Source organism: Paucibacter sp. KBW04 (assembly GCF_003852425.1).
GTDB lineage: Bacteria > Pseudomonadota > Gammaproteobacteria > Burkholderiales > Burkholderiaceae_C > Paucibacter_A.
Genome location: NZ_QAJN01000010.1, coordinates 345,790 through 365,415 on the forward strand (window position 1 = coordinate 345,790; position 19,626 = coordinate 365,415).

14 protein-coding genes are annotated in these 19,626 nt (G+C 57.2%); 1 reads left to right on the plus strand and 13 read right to left on the minus strand.

All coding sequences use genetic code 11. The features are described from left to right. Nucleotides 1-4: 4 nt before the first annotated feature. From DBR47_RS13535 to DBR47_RS13570, 8 genes are all read right to left on the minus strand, one after another. Entirely contained in the window at nt 5-1,051 is a 1,047-nt protein-coding gene (locus DBR47_RS13535) for a FemAB family XrtA/PEP-CTERM system-associated protein (protein ID WP_124450855.1), read from the minus strand. Continuing rightward, entirely contained in the window at nt 1,048-1,929 is an 882-nt protein-coding gene (locus DBR47_RS13540; RefSeq protein WP_124450857.1) for an XrtA system polysaccharide deacetylase, read from the minus strand. The genes DBR47_RS13535 and DBR47_RS13540 overlap by 4 nt, the downstream gene beginning before the upstream one ends. 122 nt (nt 1,930-2,051) lie before the next feature. Further along, the gene (locus tag DBR47_RS13545; protein ID WP_124450859.1) at nt 2,052-3,128 is read right to left on the minus strand and encodes an XrtA/PEP-CTERM system-associated ATPase; all 1,077 of its coding nucleotides are present in this window, start codon (nt 3,126-3,128) and stop codon (nt 2,052-2,054) included. Nucleotides 3,129-3,131: 3 nt separating this feature from the next. Next, nucleotides 3,132-4,706, minus strand: coding sequence for a TIGR03016 family PEP-CTERM system-associated outer membrane protein (locus tag DBR47_RS13550; RefSeq protein WP_197047057.1), 1,575 nt, complete (start codon nt 4,704-4,706; stop codon nt 3,132-3,134). A 4-nt stretch (nt 4,707-4,710) separates the two neighbouring features. Beyond that, nucleotides 4,711-5,685 (minus strand): XrtA-associated tyrosine autokinase, encoded by a 975-nt coding sequence (locus tag DBR47_RS13555; protein ID WP_124450863.1) that lies wholly within the window; start codon nt 5,683-5,685, stop codon nt 4,711-4,713. Nucleotide 5,686: 1 nt separating this feature from the next. Further along, nucleotides 5,687-7,276 carry an XrtA system polysaccharide chain length determinant gene (locus DBR47_RS13560; RefSeq protein ID WP_124450865.1) on the minus strand — a complete coding sequence of 530 codons (1,590 nt, stop codon included), beginning with the start codon at nt 7,274-7,276 and terminating at the stop codon, nt 5,687-5,689. A 104-nt stretch (nt 7,277-7,380) separates the two neighbouring features. Beyond that, nucleotides 7,381-7,971: an XrtA/PEP-CTERM system exopolysaccharide export protein gene (locus DBR47_RS13565; protein WP_231512310.1), complete on the minus strand. Its 591-nt coding sequence runs from the start codon at nt 7,969-7,971 to the stop codon at nt 7,381-7,383. A 319-nt stretch (nt 7,972-8,290) separates the two neighbouring features. After that, nucleotides 8,291-9,838: an FAD-binding oxidoreductase gene (locus DBR47_RS13570; protein ID WP_124450869.1), complete on the minus strand. Its 1,548-nt coding sequence runs from the start codon at nt 9,836-9,838 to the stop codon at nt 8,291-8,293. Nucleotides 9,839-10,060: 222 nt separating this feature from the next. On the opposite strand from DBR47_RS13570, the gene DBR47_RS13575 reads away from it, so the two are divergent. Next, nucleotides 10,061-11,026 (plus strand): PEP-CTERM sorting domain-containing protein, encoded by a 966-nt coding sequence (locus tag DBR47_RS13575; protein ID WP_124450871.1) that lies wholly within the window; start codon nt 10,061-10,063, stop codon nt 11,024-11,026. A gap of 103 nt (nt 11,027-11,129) precedes the next feature. Here the strand turns inward: DBR47_RS13575 and DBR47_RS13580 are convergent, their stop codons facing one another. From DBR47_RS13580 to prsK, 5 genes are all read right to left on the minus strand, one after another. Then, nucleotides 11,130-11,939 (minus strand): S1C family serine protease, encoded by an 810-nt coding sequence (locus DBR47_RS13580; RefSeq protein WP_231512298.1) that lies wholly within the window; start codon nt 11,937-11,939, stop codon nt 11,130-11,132. Then, entirely contained in the window at nt 11,936-13,231 is a 1,296-nt protein-coding gene (locus DBR47_RS13585; protein WP_124450873.1) for a GNAT family N-acetyltransferase, read from the minus strand. The genes DBR47_RS13580 and DBR47_RS13585 overlap by 4 nt, the downstream gene beginning before the upstream one ends. Nucleotides 13,232-13,317: 86 nt before the next feature. Then, the gene (gene prsT / locus DBR47_RS13590; protein ID WP_197047058.1) at nt 13,318-16,089 is read right to left on the minus strand and encodes an XrtA/PEP-CTERM system TPR-repeat protein PrsT; all 2,772 of its coding nucleotides are present in this window, start codon (nt 16,087-16,089) and stop codon (nt 13,318-13,320) included. Between the two features lie 30 nt (nt 16,090-16,119). Next, nucleotides 16,120-17,487 (minus strand): PEP-CTERM-box response regulator transcription factor, encoded by a 1,368-nt coding sequence (gene prsR / locus DBR47_RS13595; RefSeq protein WP_124450877.1) that lies wholly within the window; start codon nt 17,485-17,487, stop codon nt 16,120-16,122. Then, entirely contained in the window at nt 17,484-19,622 is a 2,139-nt protein-coding gene (gene prsK, locus DBR47_RS13600; protein WP_231512299.1) for an XrtA/PEP-CTERM system histidine kinase PrsK, read from the minus strand. The genes prsR and prsK overlap by 4 nt, the downstream gene beginning before the upstream one ends. Nucleotides 19,623-19,626 lie beyond the last annotated feature (4 nt).

The window sequence follows — 19,626 nt, forward strand, 5'->3', positions numbered from 1 at the left end:
CCGTTCAGGCGAGATTGCGCACGATGTGCGGCCCCAGCCAATTCACAAAACCCAGGGGCAGACGGCGCCAGGTCTTGATCAGCAGCTGGTATTTGGCGTTAGACGGGTTGTTTTGCGGCACGGCGTCGCGCTTGTACAAGCAATACTCGTAGTGCAGCGGCGTGGGCTCGAAACCCCAGTTCTTCTTGAAGGCATAGGAGCCCGTGCCCTGTTTGGAGCGGCCGTAGTCAAACACCTTCAGCCCCCGCGCGCAGGCACGGCGCATCAGCTCCCAGTACTTGAAGTCGTTGGCGGCGAGATCGCGGGCCGACTCGTCGTCCCCGGCGTAATAGGGCAGCACCTCGTCGCGGAAGTAAAAGCTCAGCACCGAACTCAGCGCCCTGCCCTGGGCATCGCTGACGGTCAGCACCTCGGCATCGGCGCCGAACTCATCCAGCAGGGCCGCGAAATAGCGCTTGGGCATGGCGGGCGTGCCGTGGCGATGGACGTTGTCGGCGTAGAGCGCGAAGAAACGGTCGACATTGCCGTCCAACTGACTGCTCAGACCGTTCTTGATGCCTTTGCGCACCATGGCTCTTTGCTTACGCGGTATGGCCAGCATATTGGCCTCCTCTTCCGCCAGGATTTCCTTGCGGAAGGTGACGTAGAGATCCTGCTTGGGCCAGTCGGCGTGGCGGGGAGCCAGATTGCGAAACTCGAGATGTTCAACATCCTGGCGGTGGGCAATGGCCTGCGCCTCCTGCTCCAAGGCCAGGGCGGCATCCTCATCGCTGGCCGCCACGCCGCCGTAAACCGCAAAGGGCAAGGCGACCAGGGAATGGCCGAACAAGCGGCTCTTCACCTCGCCCAGGGGCAGCACCCCGACGATCTCACCCGCGCGTTCGGCATAAAGAAAAAAGGCTTGGTGACGGAACACCTCTTCGACCATGCGCAACCAACCCGCGCGATGGAAGAAAGTGGCTTGGGGACAGGCCAACACGAAGGCATCCCAGCGCTGCGCGGTGGCACGGTCGCCGGCCTTCAGGCGGTGGATCTGAAGCGCATGACTCATGCGGCGCGGGCCTTTTGCTCGGCGGCAAGCTGGGGCAGGAAAATCTCGTCCATGCGGCCCCAGGAGAAGTCGCTCAACAACTGCGCGATGCGGTCGTGGGTGCGTGGAATATTGACGTAATGGCGGAAGCGGGTCTTGGCATCAATGCCTGCGATGCGCGGCTGCTCGGCATCGATCTCCCAGGGGTGGAAGTAGAAGACGGCGGACTGCTGATCCTGGGCGTTGACCTGGCGAATCATCCAGCGCGACAAGGCATAGGGCAGCAGGCGGAAATAGCCGCCGCCGCTGGAAGGAAAGTTCTTGTTCATCACCCGCAGCGTGGTGACGGGCACTTCCAGCAGGCCCTCACGCACCGGGTAAGCAAAGCGCGGCGAGTCGGGCATGCCGTAGTGGTCGTGCTGAATGGGGTAGACGCTGGAGCTGTAGCGATAGCCCTGCTCCAGCAACACATCAAAAGCCCAGAGATTGTTCTCGCCGATGGAAAAGCTCGGCGCGCGATAGCCCAAGACGGCTTGGCCGCCCAGGTCTTCCAGCAGCTTCTTGGCCCGGCCGATGTCCTCGGCAAAAGCGCCGGGTGTCAGATCGCTGACCCGCTCATGGCCCCAACCATGGCTGGCCAACTCATGGCCTTGCTCGACGATGGCCCGCAGCATCTGCGGGTAACGCTGGGCGATCCAGCCCAAGGTGAAGAAGGTGGCTTTGCATTGCTTGGCGGCCAGCAAGGCCAGAATGCGCTCAATATTGCGCTCAACCCGACACTCGCGGCCGTCCCAATCACTGCGGGCGATATAGGGCGCAAAGGCCGAGACCTGGAAGTAGTCTTCCACATCGATGGTCATGGCATTGCGTATCACCAGGGGGCGGGTCGCCATCAGCATAGAGCCCTCGTCTTCATAGCGCAGTGAATTCCTATTCTTGCGGCCCCAGGATTGGCGCCTGCGGCCTTGTGAGGGGTGGATCGGGTACGCAGCCTGGGCCGGTCGCGCCACCCTGCCCACTCTCAAACGACCTTGACCGACTCCAGCAACTTTTGCAGGAGGCTGAGAGTTTGCAAATTGATGCGCTCCAGCCGGGCCAGGCTGTTCTCGAAACGCTGCAGCCTCTCCTCCTGTGCCTGCGCACCCAGGCTGGCAAACTGAGCTGTCAGGCCCGCCACCTCACCCGCATCCAAGCGCAAACGCGAGGCATCAACGGCAGCCCCCAGCAGCGCATCCAGATCCGTGGGCTTGATCGCCGAGCCTTCACCGGCCGCCGGCTTGTTAACCTCCTGCTCCTGCGAGATATCGCGCAGCGCCTCTTCCACATCGGCCAATGCCAGATGGGTTTTACCGGCCATAAAGCCCAGCAGCAGCAATCGGTCACACAAGGAGTTGATTCGGCGCGGAATGCCGCCGCTGGCCTTGAAGATGGCCGGGAAGGCATCGGCCTCGAAACTGGGTTTGCCGGTGCTGCCAGCGCATTTCAGGCGGTGCTCGATATAGCGCTGGGTCTCATCCTCGTCCAGCGGGCCGATATGGCAGGTGGCCGCCACGCGCTGGCGAAACTGCTCCATCTCCGGCCTTTGCAGGATGCCGCGAAACTCGGGCTGACCCACCAAAAAAGTCTGCAACAAAGACTGGTTGCCGAATTGAAAGTTCGACAGCATGCGCAACTCTTCCACTGCCTTGGCAGTCAAGTTCTGTGCCTCGTCGACGATCAGCAGGCAGCGCTTGCCTTGGCTGGCCTGGTTGACGAAAAAGGCCTCCAAACTCATCAAAAGCTCGGACTTGGGCAGATCCTTGACCCGCACGCCAAAGGCCGCGCCGACCAGGCGCAAAGTATCCTCGGCATCCAGCTGGGTGGTGACCAGATTGCCGATCACCACATTGCTGCGATTGAGGCTGTCCAGCAGGCCGCGCAAAAGCGTGGTCTTGCCCGCACCGATCTCGCCGGTGATGACGATAAAGCCGTCGTTGCGCAGCACGCCGTAGTCCAGATAGGCCTTGGCGCGCCGGTGCTGCTTGCTACCGAAATAGAAGTTCGGGTCCGGGCTCAGCTGGAAAGGCTTGCTGCTCAGCCCATAAAAAGACTCATACATGGGCTAGAACTGCTGAAGAATGTTGGCGAATACGGCGGACTCGCGGTAGGGGAAGCTAACGCTGCTGAATCGCGAATGCCTGGCCCCCAACTGCCCCGAGAGGCGTGGACCCAAACGCCAGGTCCAGTTGGCCGTGGCGGAGCGAAGCGTGCTGGCCAAGCCGGCTTGATCGCTCATGCCATCGGACTGGGTCAGGGTCAGGCTGAGGCCGGAGATGGGGGTGAGTTGGTGAGTCGTGGTCAGGGAGTAGCTGCGCTGCACGACATTGCTGGTCAGACTCAGATCACCGCTGCTGGGCGTGCTATTGCCCAAACGCTTGGTGGAGGTCTGCGAGATGGATCCCGTCAAGCTGCTGCGCACGCCCTGGGTGGTGAAGGAAATAATCTGGCTGCGGCTTAGCGTCGGGCCACCGGTCAGGAAGCTCGCCGTGGCGATGGCGTCCGGGCTCAGGCCGCGGCTGCGCAAGATCTCGCGCACCAGGGCGTCGCGCTTGATCGGGTCGGGCTCGATGGAGCTGTACTGGGCCGAGAGCAGATCGTAGTTGGTGTTCTGGCCAGCGGGATTCGTGCCGCCACCGGTGGAGGCCGTTTGGCTGTCGGAAATCCGCAGGCTGGAACGTGGCCAGCGATGATCAAAGCTGATCAGATGGGAATCGCCGTAGGCATGGTGCTGCCAGTCCAGGGCCAGATTGGTAATCGGCGATGGCGTCCAGGTCGCATTCAAGCCGTAGTTCTTGCTGTTCTGCAACTGACCCGTCAGATAGTCACTGCGCTCCAGGCCGCCATTGATGCCCAAGAGCAGGTCCACATCGGGCCGGTACTTGAGGCCAAAACTGGCTGAGGACAATTTGCTATCGGCCCCTGCACGGTAATGCGATTTGAGGCTGGAGGCGCTGGCCCACCACCCCAGCTTGGCCATGCCTTCGCTGTCCAGGCGCAGGCTGGCGCTGAGGCTGCTGCTGTCGCCCACGATGGAGTCCTTGGTATTGCTCTCGGCTGCATTGCCGCGCAACTCGAAATTGGCAAAGCTGCCCAGGCGCCCTCGCACATAGGGCGACAGATTTGCCGTGGCGACCTCGGTCCGGTTGGGGTTGCTCAGATTGCTAGCGGAGGTCTGCTGCGCAAAGGCCGAGGCCACCTGCTGGGAAATCGAGGCATTGCCGTCGACGTAGAACAGGTTCTCGATCAACTCGGCCACGCCACGCGCCGTCAGGGCCTGCTGGGTCCGGTTCTTCTCTTCACTCTTGGTGTAAAGCACGCCGCTGAGCGAGTAGTCCAGCGAGCCCTTGAGCCGGCCGGTATTGCTGACGATATTGATGCCCGGCGTCACCATGGTGATCAGGGCGGCGTCAGCTGCGGTCGAGCTCAGGGTGTTGTTGTCCGTCCAGGTCTGGCTGATATTGAGGCTGGGCGTGAATCGGAAACCCTGGCGGCCGGATGGGTCGGCCTGATCCAGGCTTTGCGCTTGCAAGGAGGCCGAGGCCAGGGTCATCAACACGAGGCATAGCAGATGGGGGCGCAAGCCCTGAGCCGAGCTCGGGTCGAGGGCGGGCAGCAGATCAGCACAGCGATGACGCATGGACTCAGCTCTTCGGCGCTTCATTCGCATACCCATAGCCATAGCCATAGCCGTAGCCATATCCACCCATGGCGTTATTGCTGGACTGATTCAGCAGCATCATCTTCAGCGGGCAGGCCTCGATGGCGGACAAGGCTTGCAGCACCGCGCTTTGCGGCGTGCGCTCCGCCTGCACCACGACGACGATCTGACCCATATGCGAAGCCAGCACGCGCGACTCGGTGGTCAGCAACAAGGGCGGCGAATCAAAAATGATGATGCGATCGGGATAACGATTGGCCATATCGTCCAGCAGATGGCTCATCGCATCGCTGGCCAAGAGTTCGGTGGCGCGGGGATGCGGTGTGCCGCTGGGAAGGAGCGTTAGCTTGTCGATATTGGTGCGCAGCATCACACTGGCCATGTCCACCGAATCTTCCAGCACGTCCAGCAAACCCGGGCCTTGCGGCAGGCCCAGCATGCGCAGCACCGAGGGGCGCGCCACGTCGGCATCCACCAACATCACGGTGTTGTCCATCTCGGCCGCAATACTCAGGGCCAGATTCAGGGAGGTGAAACTCTTGCCCTCACCGGGCAAGGCACTGGTCACCATGATCAGATTGGCATGGTTGAGCGTGGCCGCGCCCTTGCCCATGGCGTTCTTGATCAGCGGGCGCTTGATCACCCGGTACTGGTCGGCAATATGGGAGCGTCCGGCATTGGGTGTCAAAAAGCCCTGCGCAGCCAGCGCGCTGAAGTCCAACTCCACCCGCTTGCTGGCCGGATGATGACCGGGGCTTTGCAAGGAGGGCAGCGGCGTGTCCGCCACGCGCTGGGGCGCGTTGCCGAAATGAGTAGGCGCAGGCGCCGGGTTTGTGCCCGCACTCGGGTTTGACGCAGGCGCATCCGAAGGGCTGGCCCCCTCGACCTCGGGCATGCTGGCTCCGGCCTGGCGCAACTGCTCCAGGCGCTGGGTGGCTTGTTCGATCAGGCTACTCATATCAACCCACCTGCCTGTTTATCAAAATTGCCATGACGGCCAGACCGATCGCAAACAAGGCCACGAAACTCGCCGACGCTGCGGCGAAACGCAAGAGGTCCACACGCTGACGGCGTCGATCGCCATCGCTCACCAAACGGGTGACCACTCCCAGAATGGGCAGGTCGACCTTGGCACGCAACTCGTTGACATCGTGAAACACCGGGCGCAACTGACTGGCCGCAAACGCTGCGAACAAGCCCAGCAGAATCGAAGCCGCCATCACACCGGCCAGCAAAAGCAGGCGATTGGGTGCCACTGGCTTGGGCGAGACGCGCGGGGGATCAATCAAGCGGAAGTCCGCCACGCCCGAAGCCACATCCAGCTCGCCGGAGATATTGGCCGACTCACGGCGCGACACCAGATCTTCGTAATTCTTCTTGTGGATGGCGTAGTCGCGGTTGAGCTGAGCACCTTCGGCTTCCAGCTGAGGCGCCGTCTTGACCGCAGCCATGGCCTGGGCATAACGGCTGGAATACTCGTCAACCCGGGCCCTCAGGCTGGCCACCTGAACCTCGGCATTGGCCAGCAAACGCGCCATTTCCTGCGCGGCCATGCTGCCATTGCCACCCACACCCCCAACGGTGGGCGCGTTCATGGCCTGCTTGCGCAGCTCCTGCACTTCCTTGCGCTTTTGCGCCTCCAGATCCTTGATCAGCTTGCGGGTACTGATGATGTCGGGGTGCTGTTCGGTATAGCGCTGGAGCAGCGCATCGAGATTGCGATTCTGGGCATCCAGGCGCGCATCGATCTCGGGCGTCGAGACCGCCGTGGCCGATTCCTGCAAGACGCTCTGCACCGTGCCATTGCTGCCGCTGCGCGAGCGCTCGCCTTCCAACTGCTGCCGGGCCGCGTCACGGGCGTTCACAGCCTCGCGGTATTCCAGGCGCGCACGATCCAGCTGGGTGCTCATCTCGCTCAGGCGCGCAGCCGAGTCCTTGCCATCGCCCGACATGGTTTGGATATTGCGCAGGCGGAACTCCTTCAGCCTGGACTCGGCCTCTTCCAGCTTGGCCTCGTAGGTCTTGATCTGCTCATTGATGAAGGTGGTCGCCGTCGCCGTGTCTTTGCGGCTGGAGCCCACGCTGGAATCCAAAAAGATAGACACAAAGGCCTGAACCGCGCGCTTGGCGCTGTCTTGGTCGGTATCCCGGTAGGTCAAGGTGTAGAGGTTGTCGCGCGCCGTGCTCTGGATCGACAGATTCTTGGTGACGGTATCTATCGTCGCCTCTTGCTGCGCCTTGGACTGATTCTTCAGGTCCAGATCCGCCATGCGAACCAGCTTCTCCACATTGGGCCGGCTGATCAAGGTCCGGCTGAGCATCATCACCTGCTGCTCGACATTGGGCGTGACGGCCACGCCCGACATCAGCGGCTTGAGGATGGACTGCGTATCCACATAGATACGCGCACTGGCTTCGTAGCGGTCGGGCAGGATCAACACGACCACCGCACCGATAGCGCCAGCCACCCAGGCCACCGCAACGCCGGTCCAGCGATGCTTCCACATCGACTTGGCGATGGAAAGCAATTGAGCGATCAACAAATCCATTGAGACAGGTTCTCGAGTTCAGTGCGAGTGAGCTCGCACCGTCTGGAAAATCGGAGCCCTGGCACGGCACAAGACCGCAGCCTGAGCAAATGCAATCCGCGGGATCAGAAGAAGCTCTGCGGGATGATCAGAATGTCACCCGGCCGCATTTCAACATTGGCCGACACGTCGCCGCGTTTGATCAGATCCTTGAGACGGACGGAGTACTGCTTGTTGCCGTCTGAGGAACGAACAATGGTGGCCTCATTACCGGCCGCAAAGTCGGTCAAGCCACCCACAGCGATCATCACATCCAACACAGTCATCTTCTGCTTGTAAGGCAAGGCCTGGGGCTTGGAGGCCTCTCCAACCACGCGAATCTGTTCGCTATAGGGGCCAACAAAGCTAGTCACGATCACGGTCACCACCGGATCGCGCACATACTTGCTCAGCTGCTTCTCAATATCTCTTGCAATTTCGACGGAATTTTTGCCCTGCGCCACCAGCTCGTCAATCAAGGGCGTCGATATCTTGCCGTCTGGCCGCACGGGCACAGCCATGGAAAGCTCTGGATTACGCCAGGCAATGACATTCAAGGTGTCGCCCGGCCCCACGATATAGCTATAAGCATCATTGGAGGCAATTGCCGGGGCTGGCTGCAAACGCCCGGAACTCGTCGAGCACGCAGCCAAACCCAGGGCCAACAACGCAAACAGGCAGGAGAAAACTCCGCGCAGTTGAAAGTTTGATTTAGTTTCCAAGACAGTTCCTCTCGTCAATAGGCGGGCCTGGGCTGCGATGCCGCCACCCGATGCTGCGCCATTGAACCACAGGCGCAGGCGCTAAAAACGTCTCCGAGACGGCTGGACAACAAGTCTTCCGTGATCCAATGCCTAGATCGCTTCCAGCCCCCCTAAACCCGGGGGCTAAGGGGAAAAGTTACGCCACCTATTTTGCCTATTTTTTAAGCAAATCCGAAGCAACAAAGACTGTGCCGGTTCCGTCGGCAGCAGGCCGGAAAGTCAGACGGTCTGCTCAAGCAATGTTGTAATGCCCCGGCGAAATAATATGGTCAGGGTCGAGGGCAGCTTTAAGCCCGTGAACCGTTTTCCAATACTCACTGTCGGGCGACACAATCTTGTCCATCATGTCGACACGGGCCCTATAGACTTCCAACTTGAGACTTTTGATCAGTTCATGCAAGGCATTCGCGCAGGCTTTTGCATTCGCACTTGCTACCGAATCTGAACGATCAAACAAGAGATTGGTAACGGCTACCATCGAGTTCTCCGTTTCGATATTGATCGTCACAAAGAGTTGATGACCAAAATCCTTGGCTCGGGCGCTCATTTTCTCGACAGTCCGCGCGACAAAGTTGCCATTCATAGGCAAGGCCGGGCTGATAAACAAGATCCCACATTTTGTTTTATCTAACTCTTTCGCGGATAGGTCTGGTCGACCAAACTTCCAGAGCAAATTGTCAATCGCGACGTCGGTGGGCGTACCGGACGCCAAGCCATGCAGAGGCCGAATGGCGGAGATCGCAGCAGCATTCGCTCTCGCCCAAGGAATGACCCGGAACGCATCGAGAAGTTTGTACCCAAGATCAAGCTTGGCGTCATCGATGTCCATAACCCGGGCAATGCCGCGTAGGCGCGAACGTACTTCGGCAAAAGCCGCCCTCACCTGAGCATGCGTCCCAGAAATTCCGCCCAAGCTTGTCCATTGATCTGGTGCAACGATTTCGAGTACGCCTTCAGCCTCGCGCGCCACATCTTCAGGCCTTACCGAGCATCGCGTTTCCAAGTAATTGACGATACCGTGCATCAAGCTGGCTCGCGTTCGGGCTCGATTGCCAATATGGGTCACGGTACCCATGATGCGTTCCCTTTTCAACGCCGCCAAAGTCTCGATGAATTGTGGCAGGTCTCGCTCATTCCGCAGCGCAAGAGATACCGCAATTTGCCGCGGCGGCCTTGGAAGCAACTTGAAACAGGCGCTGGTCACAATGCCAAAGTTGGCCTGAAAGAACAGACCATCCAGCATTGGCCCAAGACCAAAGGGATGGCAGTGGGCGAGAGGCGATTCCTCACCCAAACGTCGGAAACCGGTCTTCACGACAGTGCCAGCACCCGTGACCACCTCAAGACCAAACAAATCATCTCGACGCGGACCGAGATACCCAACTCCTCGATCAAGCGCATTGCCGATCAAGCTGGTATTACGAGCTGAGCCCGTTACATTGAACATCAAATCCGGGTGATGAAGCCGAAGAAATTCAGCCAACTGCCCCTGGGTCACCCCCGGCTCCACCACAGCCACAGGATTGCTTCGGGAAATCTCCTCCGCATTGAGGATTCGACTCATAGTACTGAGATCGACAAGCTCCACATTCCCAGGGAGGTCTAAGGCTGTTCCATAACCCCAATTCATCCCGGTCGAAAGTGGGTGAAGTGGCGTCTTCTTGGCTCTCGCCTCCTGAACCAGCGCCTGAACCTCCAATGTAGAGCTTGGCCTATGGATCACGCGCGATCGCAATTCCCGAACAGTCGAAGCTTCTGAATGACTGACTAATGATGCCATTTACCACCTCTGAATTTGAGCCGACTCCACCCGAAAGACCTTCGTTCCGTGGCTAGGGATTACACCATCAATTGATGGCTCAGACCCTGTCGAAATTCTTTACAACCCATCGCCCATCGAATGCCGACGCGACTTCAACCATTTGATTTACAACGACTTTTTTGACATGGCATCTTTCCTGCTTAGTCCAAGCTGCCTCTTTATCTCAACCGGGGATTGCACATGAAACTCAAACTGTCATCTATCGCCGCCGTGGCTGCACTCGCTGCAGCTTCGTTTGGCGCTCAAGCCAGCGTCATCGCCATGGCGGATCTGTCCATCGGCACCTTGGCTGTTCGGAATGTAACTGACCCGAACAATATCGTCTTCTTGACAAACTCAGACATCACCGTGGTTTCCGGCTCCCGCGTCAGCAATGCCAAGGCAGTGCTGAATGGCGTGCAAGCTGACTCGAGCGCGAACGCTACGGCAACTGGCACGGCCGATGCCGCCATGCAATGCCTTGGCGCCTGCGGCGATGTGAATTTGTTGGCAGCTTACGGCGGTGTCCTCTCTGAAAATCACACCACGCACATTTCTAGCCCCATCGCCCCGGCAATCAACTACTCCCTCGGAGACAGTTCGATTTCAGGTAGTGCGCTTTCAGGTGGCTCCGCTGGCTTCACGCGCGCCAATAGCCAAATTGCTGGCGCCACGAACTCGGCTAACGCCAACGGAAACTTGCAGAACGAAGTCTCTGCATTGACGACCTTCTCCGTCAACACGACGATGACGGCGGACTTCTTTGGCGTTTACGACGCCTTCGTACGGACTTTCATTGATGCGGCGCACTACGGCGGCAATGGAAGCGCCTCTGCTACAGCGACCAATCAATTCAATTTGTCGGTTTTCGATGAAACTGCCGGTGTCTTTTTGGACTTCGGTGGTTCTGACATTTGGCGTCCATCGCAGTGGAATCGCAATATTTCCACGAGCACTGCCAATAATGGCTCCGCGAAACTGTTCCATGACACTGGTGCTTTGGACTCTCCCGACGTTATCTTGATTGGCGGCCACAGCTACCAGCTCACCATCTCTCAAAACAGCACGACCAACGTGAACGCAATTCCTGAGCCCGCCAGTTTGGCCCTGGTTGGCTTGGCATTGACGGCTTTGGGCTTCGCCCGTCGTCAGAAATCGGCACGTTAATAGTCTCCCTCCAGACTTAAAAGGCCTCGCAATTGCGAGGCCTTTTTTCTTTGCCGATTCGACTAGTCTGGACTTACTCGTGTGCTTGATATTTTGAGCCAGATCATTCTGCCGGCAACAAGCGACGCACGGATTCAATTGGAATGGCATAGCTAATACCGCTAGGATTGGTCAACGCGGACTCTCTTGAACCCTTGATCAACACCATATTGATGACACCCACCACCTTCCCGGTGGCGATGTCGAACACAGGTCCACCACTATTGCCTGGATAGGCAGTAGCATCCAGCTGCAGAATATTGAAGCTTCCCTCTCGAATCTTTCGGATCGATTTTTCGCTAAGAACTTGAGCGCCCGCCTGTGGCAGAGCAATTGGTGCTATCGAAGAAACAATACCCCGATGGGTCACTAATGAAAACCCGAGAGCCCCGCCAATCGGGAAACCCAAGAATGCAATAGATGCACCTTCTTGTACCTCGCCGTCACGAGCCAAAGCCAATGGGGGCAAAGCCTCCCCTTCAACTCTGAGTAGAGCCAAATCTCTTGCCCTATCAAGTTGTACAAGGGACGCATCTCTCAATGACCAGGTTCCGTCCTGCGATCGCACCTGCATAGCCAAGCGTCGTGTGGACCCAATGTCAGCAACATCTGGCAGCACGTGCGCATTGGTCACGACCAGGTTATTCGAGGCTACAACAAATCCTGTCCCTCTGAACAAGAACCGAGGACTGTCTGTCTCTCCATAGGTTCCCACCAGCAAGACAGATCGTTTTACTCGGCGAATAAGCTTGGGCAAATCAGCCGGCGCCGATTCCGCCTGTACTTCCAAATTCAAATCCGCAGCCACAGCATGGAAATGGCAGCCAAGCCCAACTGCTGCAGAGATCGCTGCAAAAAGGGCGGCATTCTTCACGCGACCGCCAAATCCGAGTGGGTTTGCCCCATCTCTAGCGCAGTCACACAAGATCGCCAAATCACATCTGGCTCATCAATTTTGAAACCGTAAAAATGCCCCTCTTTTGTATCTTTTCGGCGCAACGCTGAGGCGCGTACGACTGAGGTTTCTGTTTTGCCCAAAACAATACTTGCCTGGCCCCACGCCTCCAGTGGCAACTCCAAACTGCACTCCGCTTGAAAGCCCGACAAAGACATCTCAATGATGTTCAAGACAAAGTCACGGACCCCACCATCGACTGGCAGGCTTATCTGCGCAGGGCAGCGAATCGAATAGCGTTGATGCTTGCGCAATGGATGTTGTGCCAAGGCCGTCCCTCCTAGCATTGGCAAAATCGGCCGGTATTCGACCAAATCATAGATAGACCAAAGCAAAGATTTTTTTCTATCATCCAGGCGCGCAAACACATTGCTTTTCACATTGAAGAAATGATCAAGCAAGGTCGGCGTCATGACCGGATCATTGGTAGTGAAATAGCGGCGCTGCGGCAGTTGAATATTTGCCAGCTGCATGCAAAAGAAATAATGATGCAAACTCTTTCGAATCGGACGCCCTTTGTAGCCGGCCTTAAAGATTTCAGCCGCGAACTTCAAATCAAGAGTCGCGCCCACCGCAGGTGCACCATTCGCAAAATCATACTTGTCTACGGCATTTTGCTGTAGCCGCTCGAAGAATAACAATGCCTCGTACAATTCAATCTTTTCCGGATTGACCGCAATCACCAAGTGCCGAGTATCAAAGTACTCGGTGCAATACTGGTGCATAAACTTCATCAACGGAAAAAGTATGGCGCCGCCTGTCTTTCTAAAGTCCGGATGCACGGCCAAGGCGGAGATTTCAGCGATGTTCCCGCCCTTTGCGCGCACCGCCTCTAAATTAAAGACCGATTGCAAGGGAAAGCCAAAAACGCCCTCGCGAATCATCGAAATTGTCCCAACCACCTTTCCGTCGTACTTGGCGCACAAGGTAGTTGTAGTCGGCAGAGCGTGATAGATCGTGACCCGCAAGCCCGCGGGGTCCGGCTGCATGAAGCCACTCGACACGTAGGCGTCGTGTAGCAACTTAAAGCACGCCGTCAATTCCTCTTCTGTATCGGCAATTTTAAGCTGCAGGCGTTGATCGGGCGCTGGATCGCACTCAACCATCCGTCTGTAGACCGAAAATTTCAGCCTCGAAGGCATGATTGCAAACAGGCTTCGCAAAGCTTGATGGAATCTCTTCTTTAGACTAGATCCGCGAATTTTTGACATGCTTTACTGCCCAATCTTTAAACAACAAGCTCACATTCCAGCGCAGGCAACCCAAGCCAAAGGGTTCACCACGCCGATGCCGCGCTCTATTTCGCCATGAGTGCCCGAACTTCATCCTGCGCAGGGAAAGCATTTCCAAGATCGGCCAATTTTTGCAACTCCGTCTTTGCTTCTTGCTTCCGACCTGCCGCCAGATAAAACTTCGCTAAGTGCAAGCGATGCAAATGGGCAGAAGGTTCCAACTCAAGTGCCTTTCGTTGCACATCAATAGCCTGATCGAATTTACCCTGAGTCGCGTAAATTTCAGCAAGGGTATCCTGCAGCGCAGCTTGTTTCGGCTGCAACTGCACTGCCTTTTGGGAATACTCCAGTGCCTCTGGTTTCTTTGCCCGATTGAGTAACCAAGCAACATTGTTCAAGGCAGCAGCATTGCTCGGCTGAATTTTCAAAACAGCCCGATAAAGTTCCTCCGCCGCTTCATAGTTCTTTTGCGACAGCGCTACATCACCCAAGTAGTAGGTGAACGCCATATCATTCGGAAATTTTTTGAGCAAGCCAGTCGCCAGGGACTGGGCTTCCGAGCTCTTCTGACTGAGTAACAAGGCATGATGCAGTTTAATTGCCAGGTCGGTCGTGGGGCTCAGGGCATAGGCCGCGCGGTAGGCTGCAGTGGCTGCGGCCCAATTTTTTTGACTTTCTTCCAATTCACCTTCAAGGACCAATCCCACAGAATCCTTTGAATGCTGTTTCTGGATGACTCGGACGGTCTGCCGCGCTGAATCAATCCGCCCAGCGGCCAAGTCCAATGAGATCGACAGGCGCTGCGCGGGCAAATACTGTTCATTGATAGTCAATGCCCGTTTAACACTTTGCATTGCGGCGGCATTGTCTTTGTCTGCGATATAGAGCTCGGCCAGTTTCGTGTATGGCACAGGGGAATTGGGCTGCAAAACCGCCCATTTATTCAAGGTTGCAGCAGCCTGCGTTGACAAGCCGTTGAGTTGTTCGACTTGGGCCAACTGCGCCAACATTTCGGCTTGGTCTGGCAATGCGGTCGAACCATCGCGGGCTGCCGAGAGGGCAAGTTTCAACTCCCCGCGATCCAACTGCTTCCTGATCAAACCCAGGCGCGGCGTTAATTCACTTGGATTTTCTTTTATCAATTGGTTCAGAGCTTCGATCGTATCTAGGTCGCTACTTCCCAGCCTCGCCTTCAACTCTATGACGCTCAATTGCGCAGGAATATTTTTCGGATCGTTCTGCAGAAACGACTGGAATCGCTTAAGCGCAAATTCGGCTTTCTTGTCGGCCAAGTCCAGGGCTGCCAGGCTAGAAACTGCGGGATAGAACTTCGGATCCTTCTTGAGCGCCCGTTCAAACGCCTCAACCGCAGCTTGACGATTACCGCGACCCAACTCCACTCGCGCTCTTAAATTATCAGCCGTAGGCAAGTTTGGCTTTTTCTTTTCAATCACATCGATTGCAGACAAAGACTCATCCCATTGCCTACGCCCAGCAAAGGCACTGACCAAGGCCAAATCAGCAGTGATTTCATTTTCAGAGCTTGAAATTGCCCGCAACTCGTCAAATCCTCGATTGTCGCCCTTCGCAACTTGGGCCAAAGCCAATGCAGTGCGGCTTCGCGAATCTTTTGGATTTAGCTTGATCGCTTTCCCAAAGTAGGATTCTGCGGCTTTGCCTTCGCCACGCTGAAGTTCAGCCTCTGCTGCCAATGCGAATGCAGCCGGAGTTTGAGATTTTTCTTCCAGGAGCGGCTGCAACGCCGCCAGTGCTTTGACCGGATCGCCTCCCCGCAAATAGATCTGCGCCAGCATCATGCGACTTTGAGCCTGCATGGCAGGCGGCGCACCCTTCACAAACTTCGTCAAATAGTTCTCTGCCTGAGGCAAGGAGTCCCTACGAAACTCTACCGCGCCAGCCAATTGCAGCGTTCGCAAATTATCCGGGGCAACCTTGAGCAAATATTGAGCTTGTTCTTGCGCCGTCTTCAAGTCGCCGCTCTCAAGCGCCATCAATCCGATGAAGAACTTGGTTTGCGGATGTGCAGGCAGGGCCTTCTTCATCTCCTCTAATTGTTGCTTCGCTCCTGCTTCATCTTTCTTGCTCAGCAAGGTCCAAATTATCGCAACATAAGAAAGAACGCTTGTGTTGTCGCGCTTGATTGACTCTCGATAGGCCGCCAGCGCTTCGTTTGTGGCACTGCTGCTTTCCAACAAATAGTCGCCTTTAAGCTGCCAGGCCTCTGCATTTCCGGGAGCTTGTACCAACAGCTTGTCAATTGAAGACTTTACATTTTCAAAATCTCGCTGACGCATCAGCATCTTTATTTTGAGAATTTGCGCAGTGACACTGTTTGGATCCGATTCAAATGCCTTGGCAAGTGCAACACTGGCGTCCTCAGGCTTACCCAACTGAGCATACGCATAAGCAAGATTGGCACGAAGCTCTGCATTGGCCGCCGGGCTGCTCAACTTAATTTCGGCAAACTTTGCGATCAAAGGGTCCAGCTTGTTCTGTGCCAACATGGCTTGTGCCAGCAATGGCACGACTTCGTCGTTCGGGCGGCCCTGTTCCAAGGCTTTGCTCAACTCCACCTCGGCGCCAACGAAATCACCTGTATCCAGCAGCAATTTACCGAGCAAGAAACGCGCCTCGGCGTTGGATGGCGCTTTTTGGAGAACGTTTTTCAGCTGGATGACAGCCGCCTTTGAATCCTTTTGTGCAATATGCTGCTTGGCCGAACTCAAAAGCTTTTCGGGCGAATCCCCTGAGCACGCTGCCAACAGCAAGGGCAATGCCAGCAGCAAAGGTGTCAAAGCGCGGTTTTTTGTTTTCATGCCCGTCATCCCTGTCTCTCAAACGTTAAATCAAGCGATTTGCAATTTATTCATCAAGTCGTAGAGCGTCGGACGGCTCACGCCCAACAAGCCCGCAGCCTTGCCAATATTTCCATTCGTTCTCGCCAAAGCGGTCACCAAGGCTTCGCGTTCGGCACGCTCTCGCACCGCACGCAAACTCAAACTGTCCGAGGGTTCACCTTCGGCGCTGAGTTCCACGGGCAAGTCCAGATCATCGAGACTGACTCGGTCGCCGTCCGCCATGATGGAGGCACGCTTGATGACGTTCTGCAGTTCCCGCACATTACCCGGCCAGTTATGAGCTTCAATCGCTCGCACCGCATCCTCGGAGAAACTCATGCTGGGACGCCGGCGCTCCGCGGCAAAGCGTCGCAAAAAAACATTGGCCAGGAGGACCGCGTCTCCAACCCGGTCTCGCAGCGGAGGAATGTCCACCACGATTTCAGCCAACCGGTAGTACAGGTCCTCACGAAAGCGCCCTTCTGCGATCTGAGCCTTCAGGTTTTGATGGGTGGCGCCCAGGACCCGCACATCGATGGCGATTTCCTGGCGCCCGCCCACGCGCTCAATCGTGCGCTCTTGCAAGAACCTCAGCAGCTTGGCTTGCAAGGACATGGGCAAATCGCCAACCTCGTCCAGCATCAAGGTCCCCCCGTTGGCGGTTTCAATCTTGCCAACAGTGGTCTTGGACGCGCCGGTAAAAGCACCCTTTTCATACCCGAACAACTCGCTCTCCAGCAAATTCTCCGGAATCGCCGCGCAGTTGATGGCGACAAATCGGCCCTTGCGCTTGGAAGCGTCATGCAAGCCTTGCGCCAGTAGTTCCTTGCCCGTGCCGCTTTCACCCAGCAACAAAACCGTGGCGTCGCTGCTGGCGACCTTTTCAATCGTTCGGCTGACTCGCAGCATGCCCGCATCGCGTGTGACCAGGCCGCTCAGCACGTCCGCGTGCTGCAGGCTTTGCAAACGCCGGTTTTCCTGCTGCAACTCATACAGGCGATAGGCGCGCTCGACGCTCAAGCTCAAAACTTCCGGCTCGACCGGCTTGGCCAGGAAGTCATACGCGCCCATGCGAATGGCACGCAAGGCGTTCTCTTGATCGTTCTGCCCGGTCAAGACAATGACCTTGACCATGGGGTCTAGCTCCAGCAACTTCTCCAGGCATTTGAATCCCTCCGAAACCGAATCCCGGTCTGGCGGCAGGCCCAAATCCATGGTGACAACCGCGGGATTGCTGCGGCGGAACTGCAAGACGGCAGAGGCCACGTCGTCGGCCAACACCGAGTCAAAGCGATCCAAGGACCATTTGAGTTGTTTTTGCAGCGCCAAATCATCTTCGACGATCAGTAGCGGCTGCTGGGGGCGTTCTGAGCTCATTGGGCGAGGGTTTCGGTCATGCTGGAGGAGGAAGAGGTATGGAAAAGCGGCAACAAAATCGTCACCAAAGTGCCTTGCCCCAATTTGCTTTCGACTTCGATTTTCCCACCCAGTTCCTGTAAGTATTGATAGCTCTCATACGCCCCGATACCCATGCCGGTTTCCTTGGTCGTCTGAAAAGGTTTGAAAAGCTTGTTCTGAACAAACTCATCGCTCATGCCACAACCATCGTCCCGCACCCGTACCCGGGCTTGGCTGCCGGTCTTGTCCAGTGCGATCCTGACTTCACCGCTGACTGGTGTGGCATCCAGGGCGTTCTGCACCACGTGACCCAGCACCCGCTCGATTCGTTCATCATGCCCGCGCGTACTGACCCCAGAGCTCAGCTGCAAATCTAGCTTACGCCCTTTGGCCGCTGCCGACTGAGCCAGGCGATTGAGAATTTGCTCCAAGTCCACGCCACTGACCACGCCATGGGGCTTGTCACCCTCACGCAGCTGAAGCATGAGTTGGCGCATTTTCTCCAGCGAGTTTTCCACGGTATCCAACATATCCTGTTGAAATTCTGGGTTGTCACGCAAGCGCTTGGCGTTCTTCATCATCAAGGACAGCTGGGTCACGATGTTTTTCAAATCGTGAACCACAAAGGCCGACATGCGGTTGAAGGCGTCGAACTTCTTGGATTCAAGCAAGGCTTCGGCCGCCTGCATCTGGGCCAGATAGCTGGATGCTTGGCGACTGGCCGTTTTCAGCAGATCGCGCACCTCCCAGTTCACCTCGACATTGGCGCGAGCCCGCCCCAGCAGCACGAAACCAATCAAGTCCTGGCCGACCAGCAAGGGGATCACTAGCCAGTACTTGGCATCGGCCAGCAGCCAGCTTGGCGTGGCCAGTGTTTCGTACTCGGGTAGGCTCTTGCGCGCCTGATCGAGATCCACAATCCAGGCCCGCTCGCGCAAAAAGCCACAGAACGGTGAATGCGCGGATTCACTCAGGGTCTGAGGGGGAAGATTCCAGCGAGCCGTTTGGACAATCGTGTCGCCGGGGCCACGCTGCAACCACAAGGCGCCCGAGGGGCTTTCAACCAGGTTGGCGAGGGCTTTCACCACCGTCTCGCCAACTTCCTGGGGTGCGCCGCTGGAAGAAAGCGTCGCGGTAAAGCGCAACCACTCCTCCCGGTAGTCGTAGCGGTAGTTGAAGAAGTTTTTGGAGATATAGACCTTGAGCTGTGAACGCAAGGAGCCTGACAGCACCAGCAATGCCAAGCCGAGCAAGGCGCAAGAAACCAGCGCCAGCTGCAGCGCACGCCCCCATTCGCCGCCTGTGTAGCGCACGTAATAGCCCACGGCCGAAACTAGCAGCAGATAGGCCCCCACCAGCAACAGACTGGCGGAATGGAACACCGCAGCCCGTGAGACATGTAGCTTGTCCAACCAATCCACATGCCGGCGCGAGGCGACGAAGAGCAGGGGCACAGCCGAGGCATGCACCGCCGCTCGCACGCTCAAGGCATCACCGTCAAACTCACGGAACAAGGCCGCCTGAGAAAAGACAAATAGATCAAACACAAAAATAGTCGCCAGACCCAGGCACGCCGGTTTGGCGTTCCAACGCGCGTCTTCGGTGGCATTGCGAAGCAACTGCTCCACCAGCAACAAACCGACGACCGCCAGCGCCAGCGCCGCGAAAGCGGCAGGCCGGGCCAAATCACTCGACCACGAGCGATCCAAGCCACGCCCGATGATGAGCAGCATGACCAGGCCGAGGCAGAGCAAAAGCAAGGGCAAGAATTGGGAGGATTTGGCGCGCTCGGGCCGTGTGCCCGCTGGTTGCAGCAGCAAAAGCAGGAACAAAAACCACAGGGCGTAGCGAGCCCAGTCCGCCAGAGGAATTGCCCATTGATCGAGCCACCAGGGCGCCCGAGACAATTGCCCTGCCAGGCTCAAGCCAGCCCAAACAGCGCTGCAACTCAGCGCGGCAATGAAGACGAAGGAGACGGGGTTGGCGGCGGCACTCTTCTTCCACCAGATGCGGGAGCCAAAGCTCAGCGCGAAACTTGCGTAGGCGAGCACCGCCAGCAAATCACCGATCAGTCCGAGGTCAACCAATCCATTGAGCATGCGAGATTGAATCATGCAA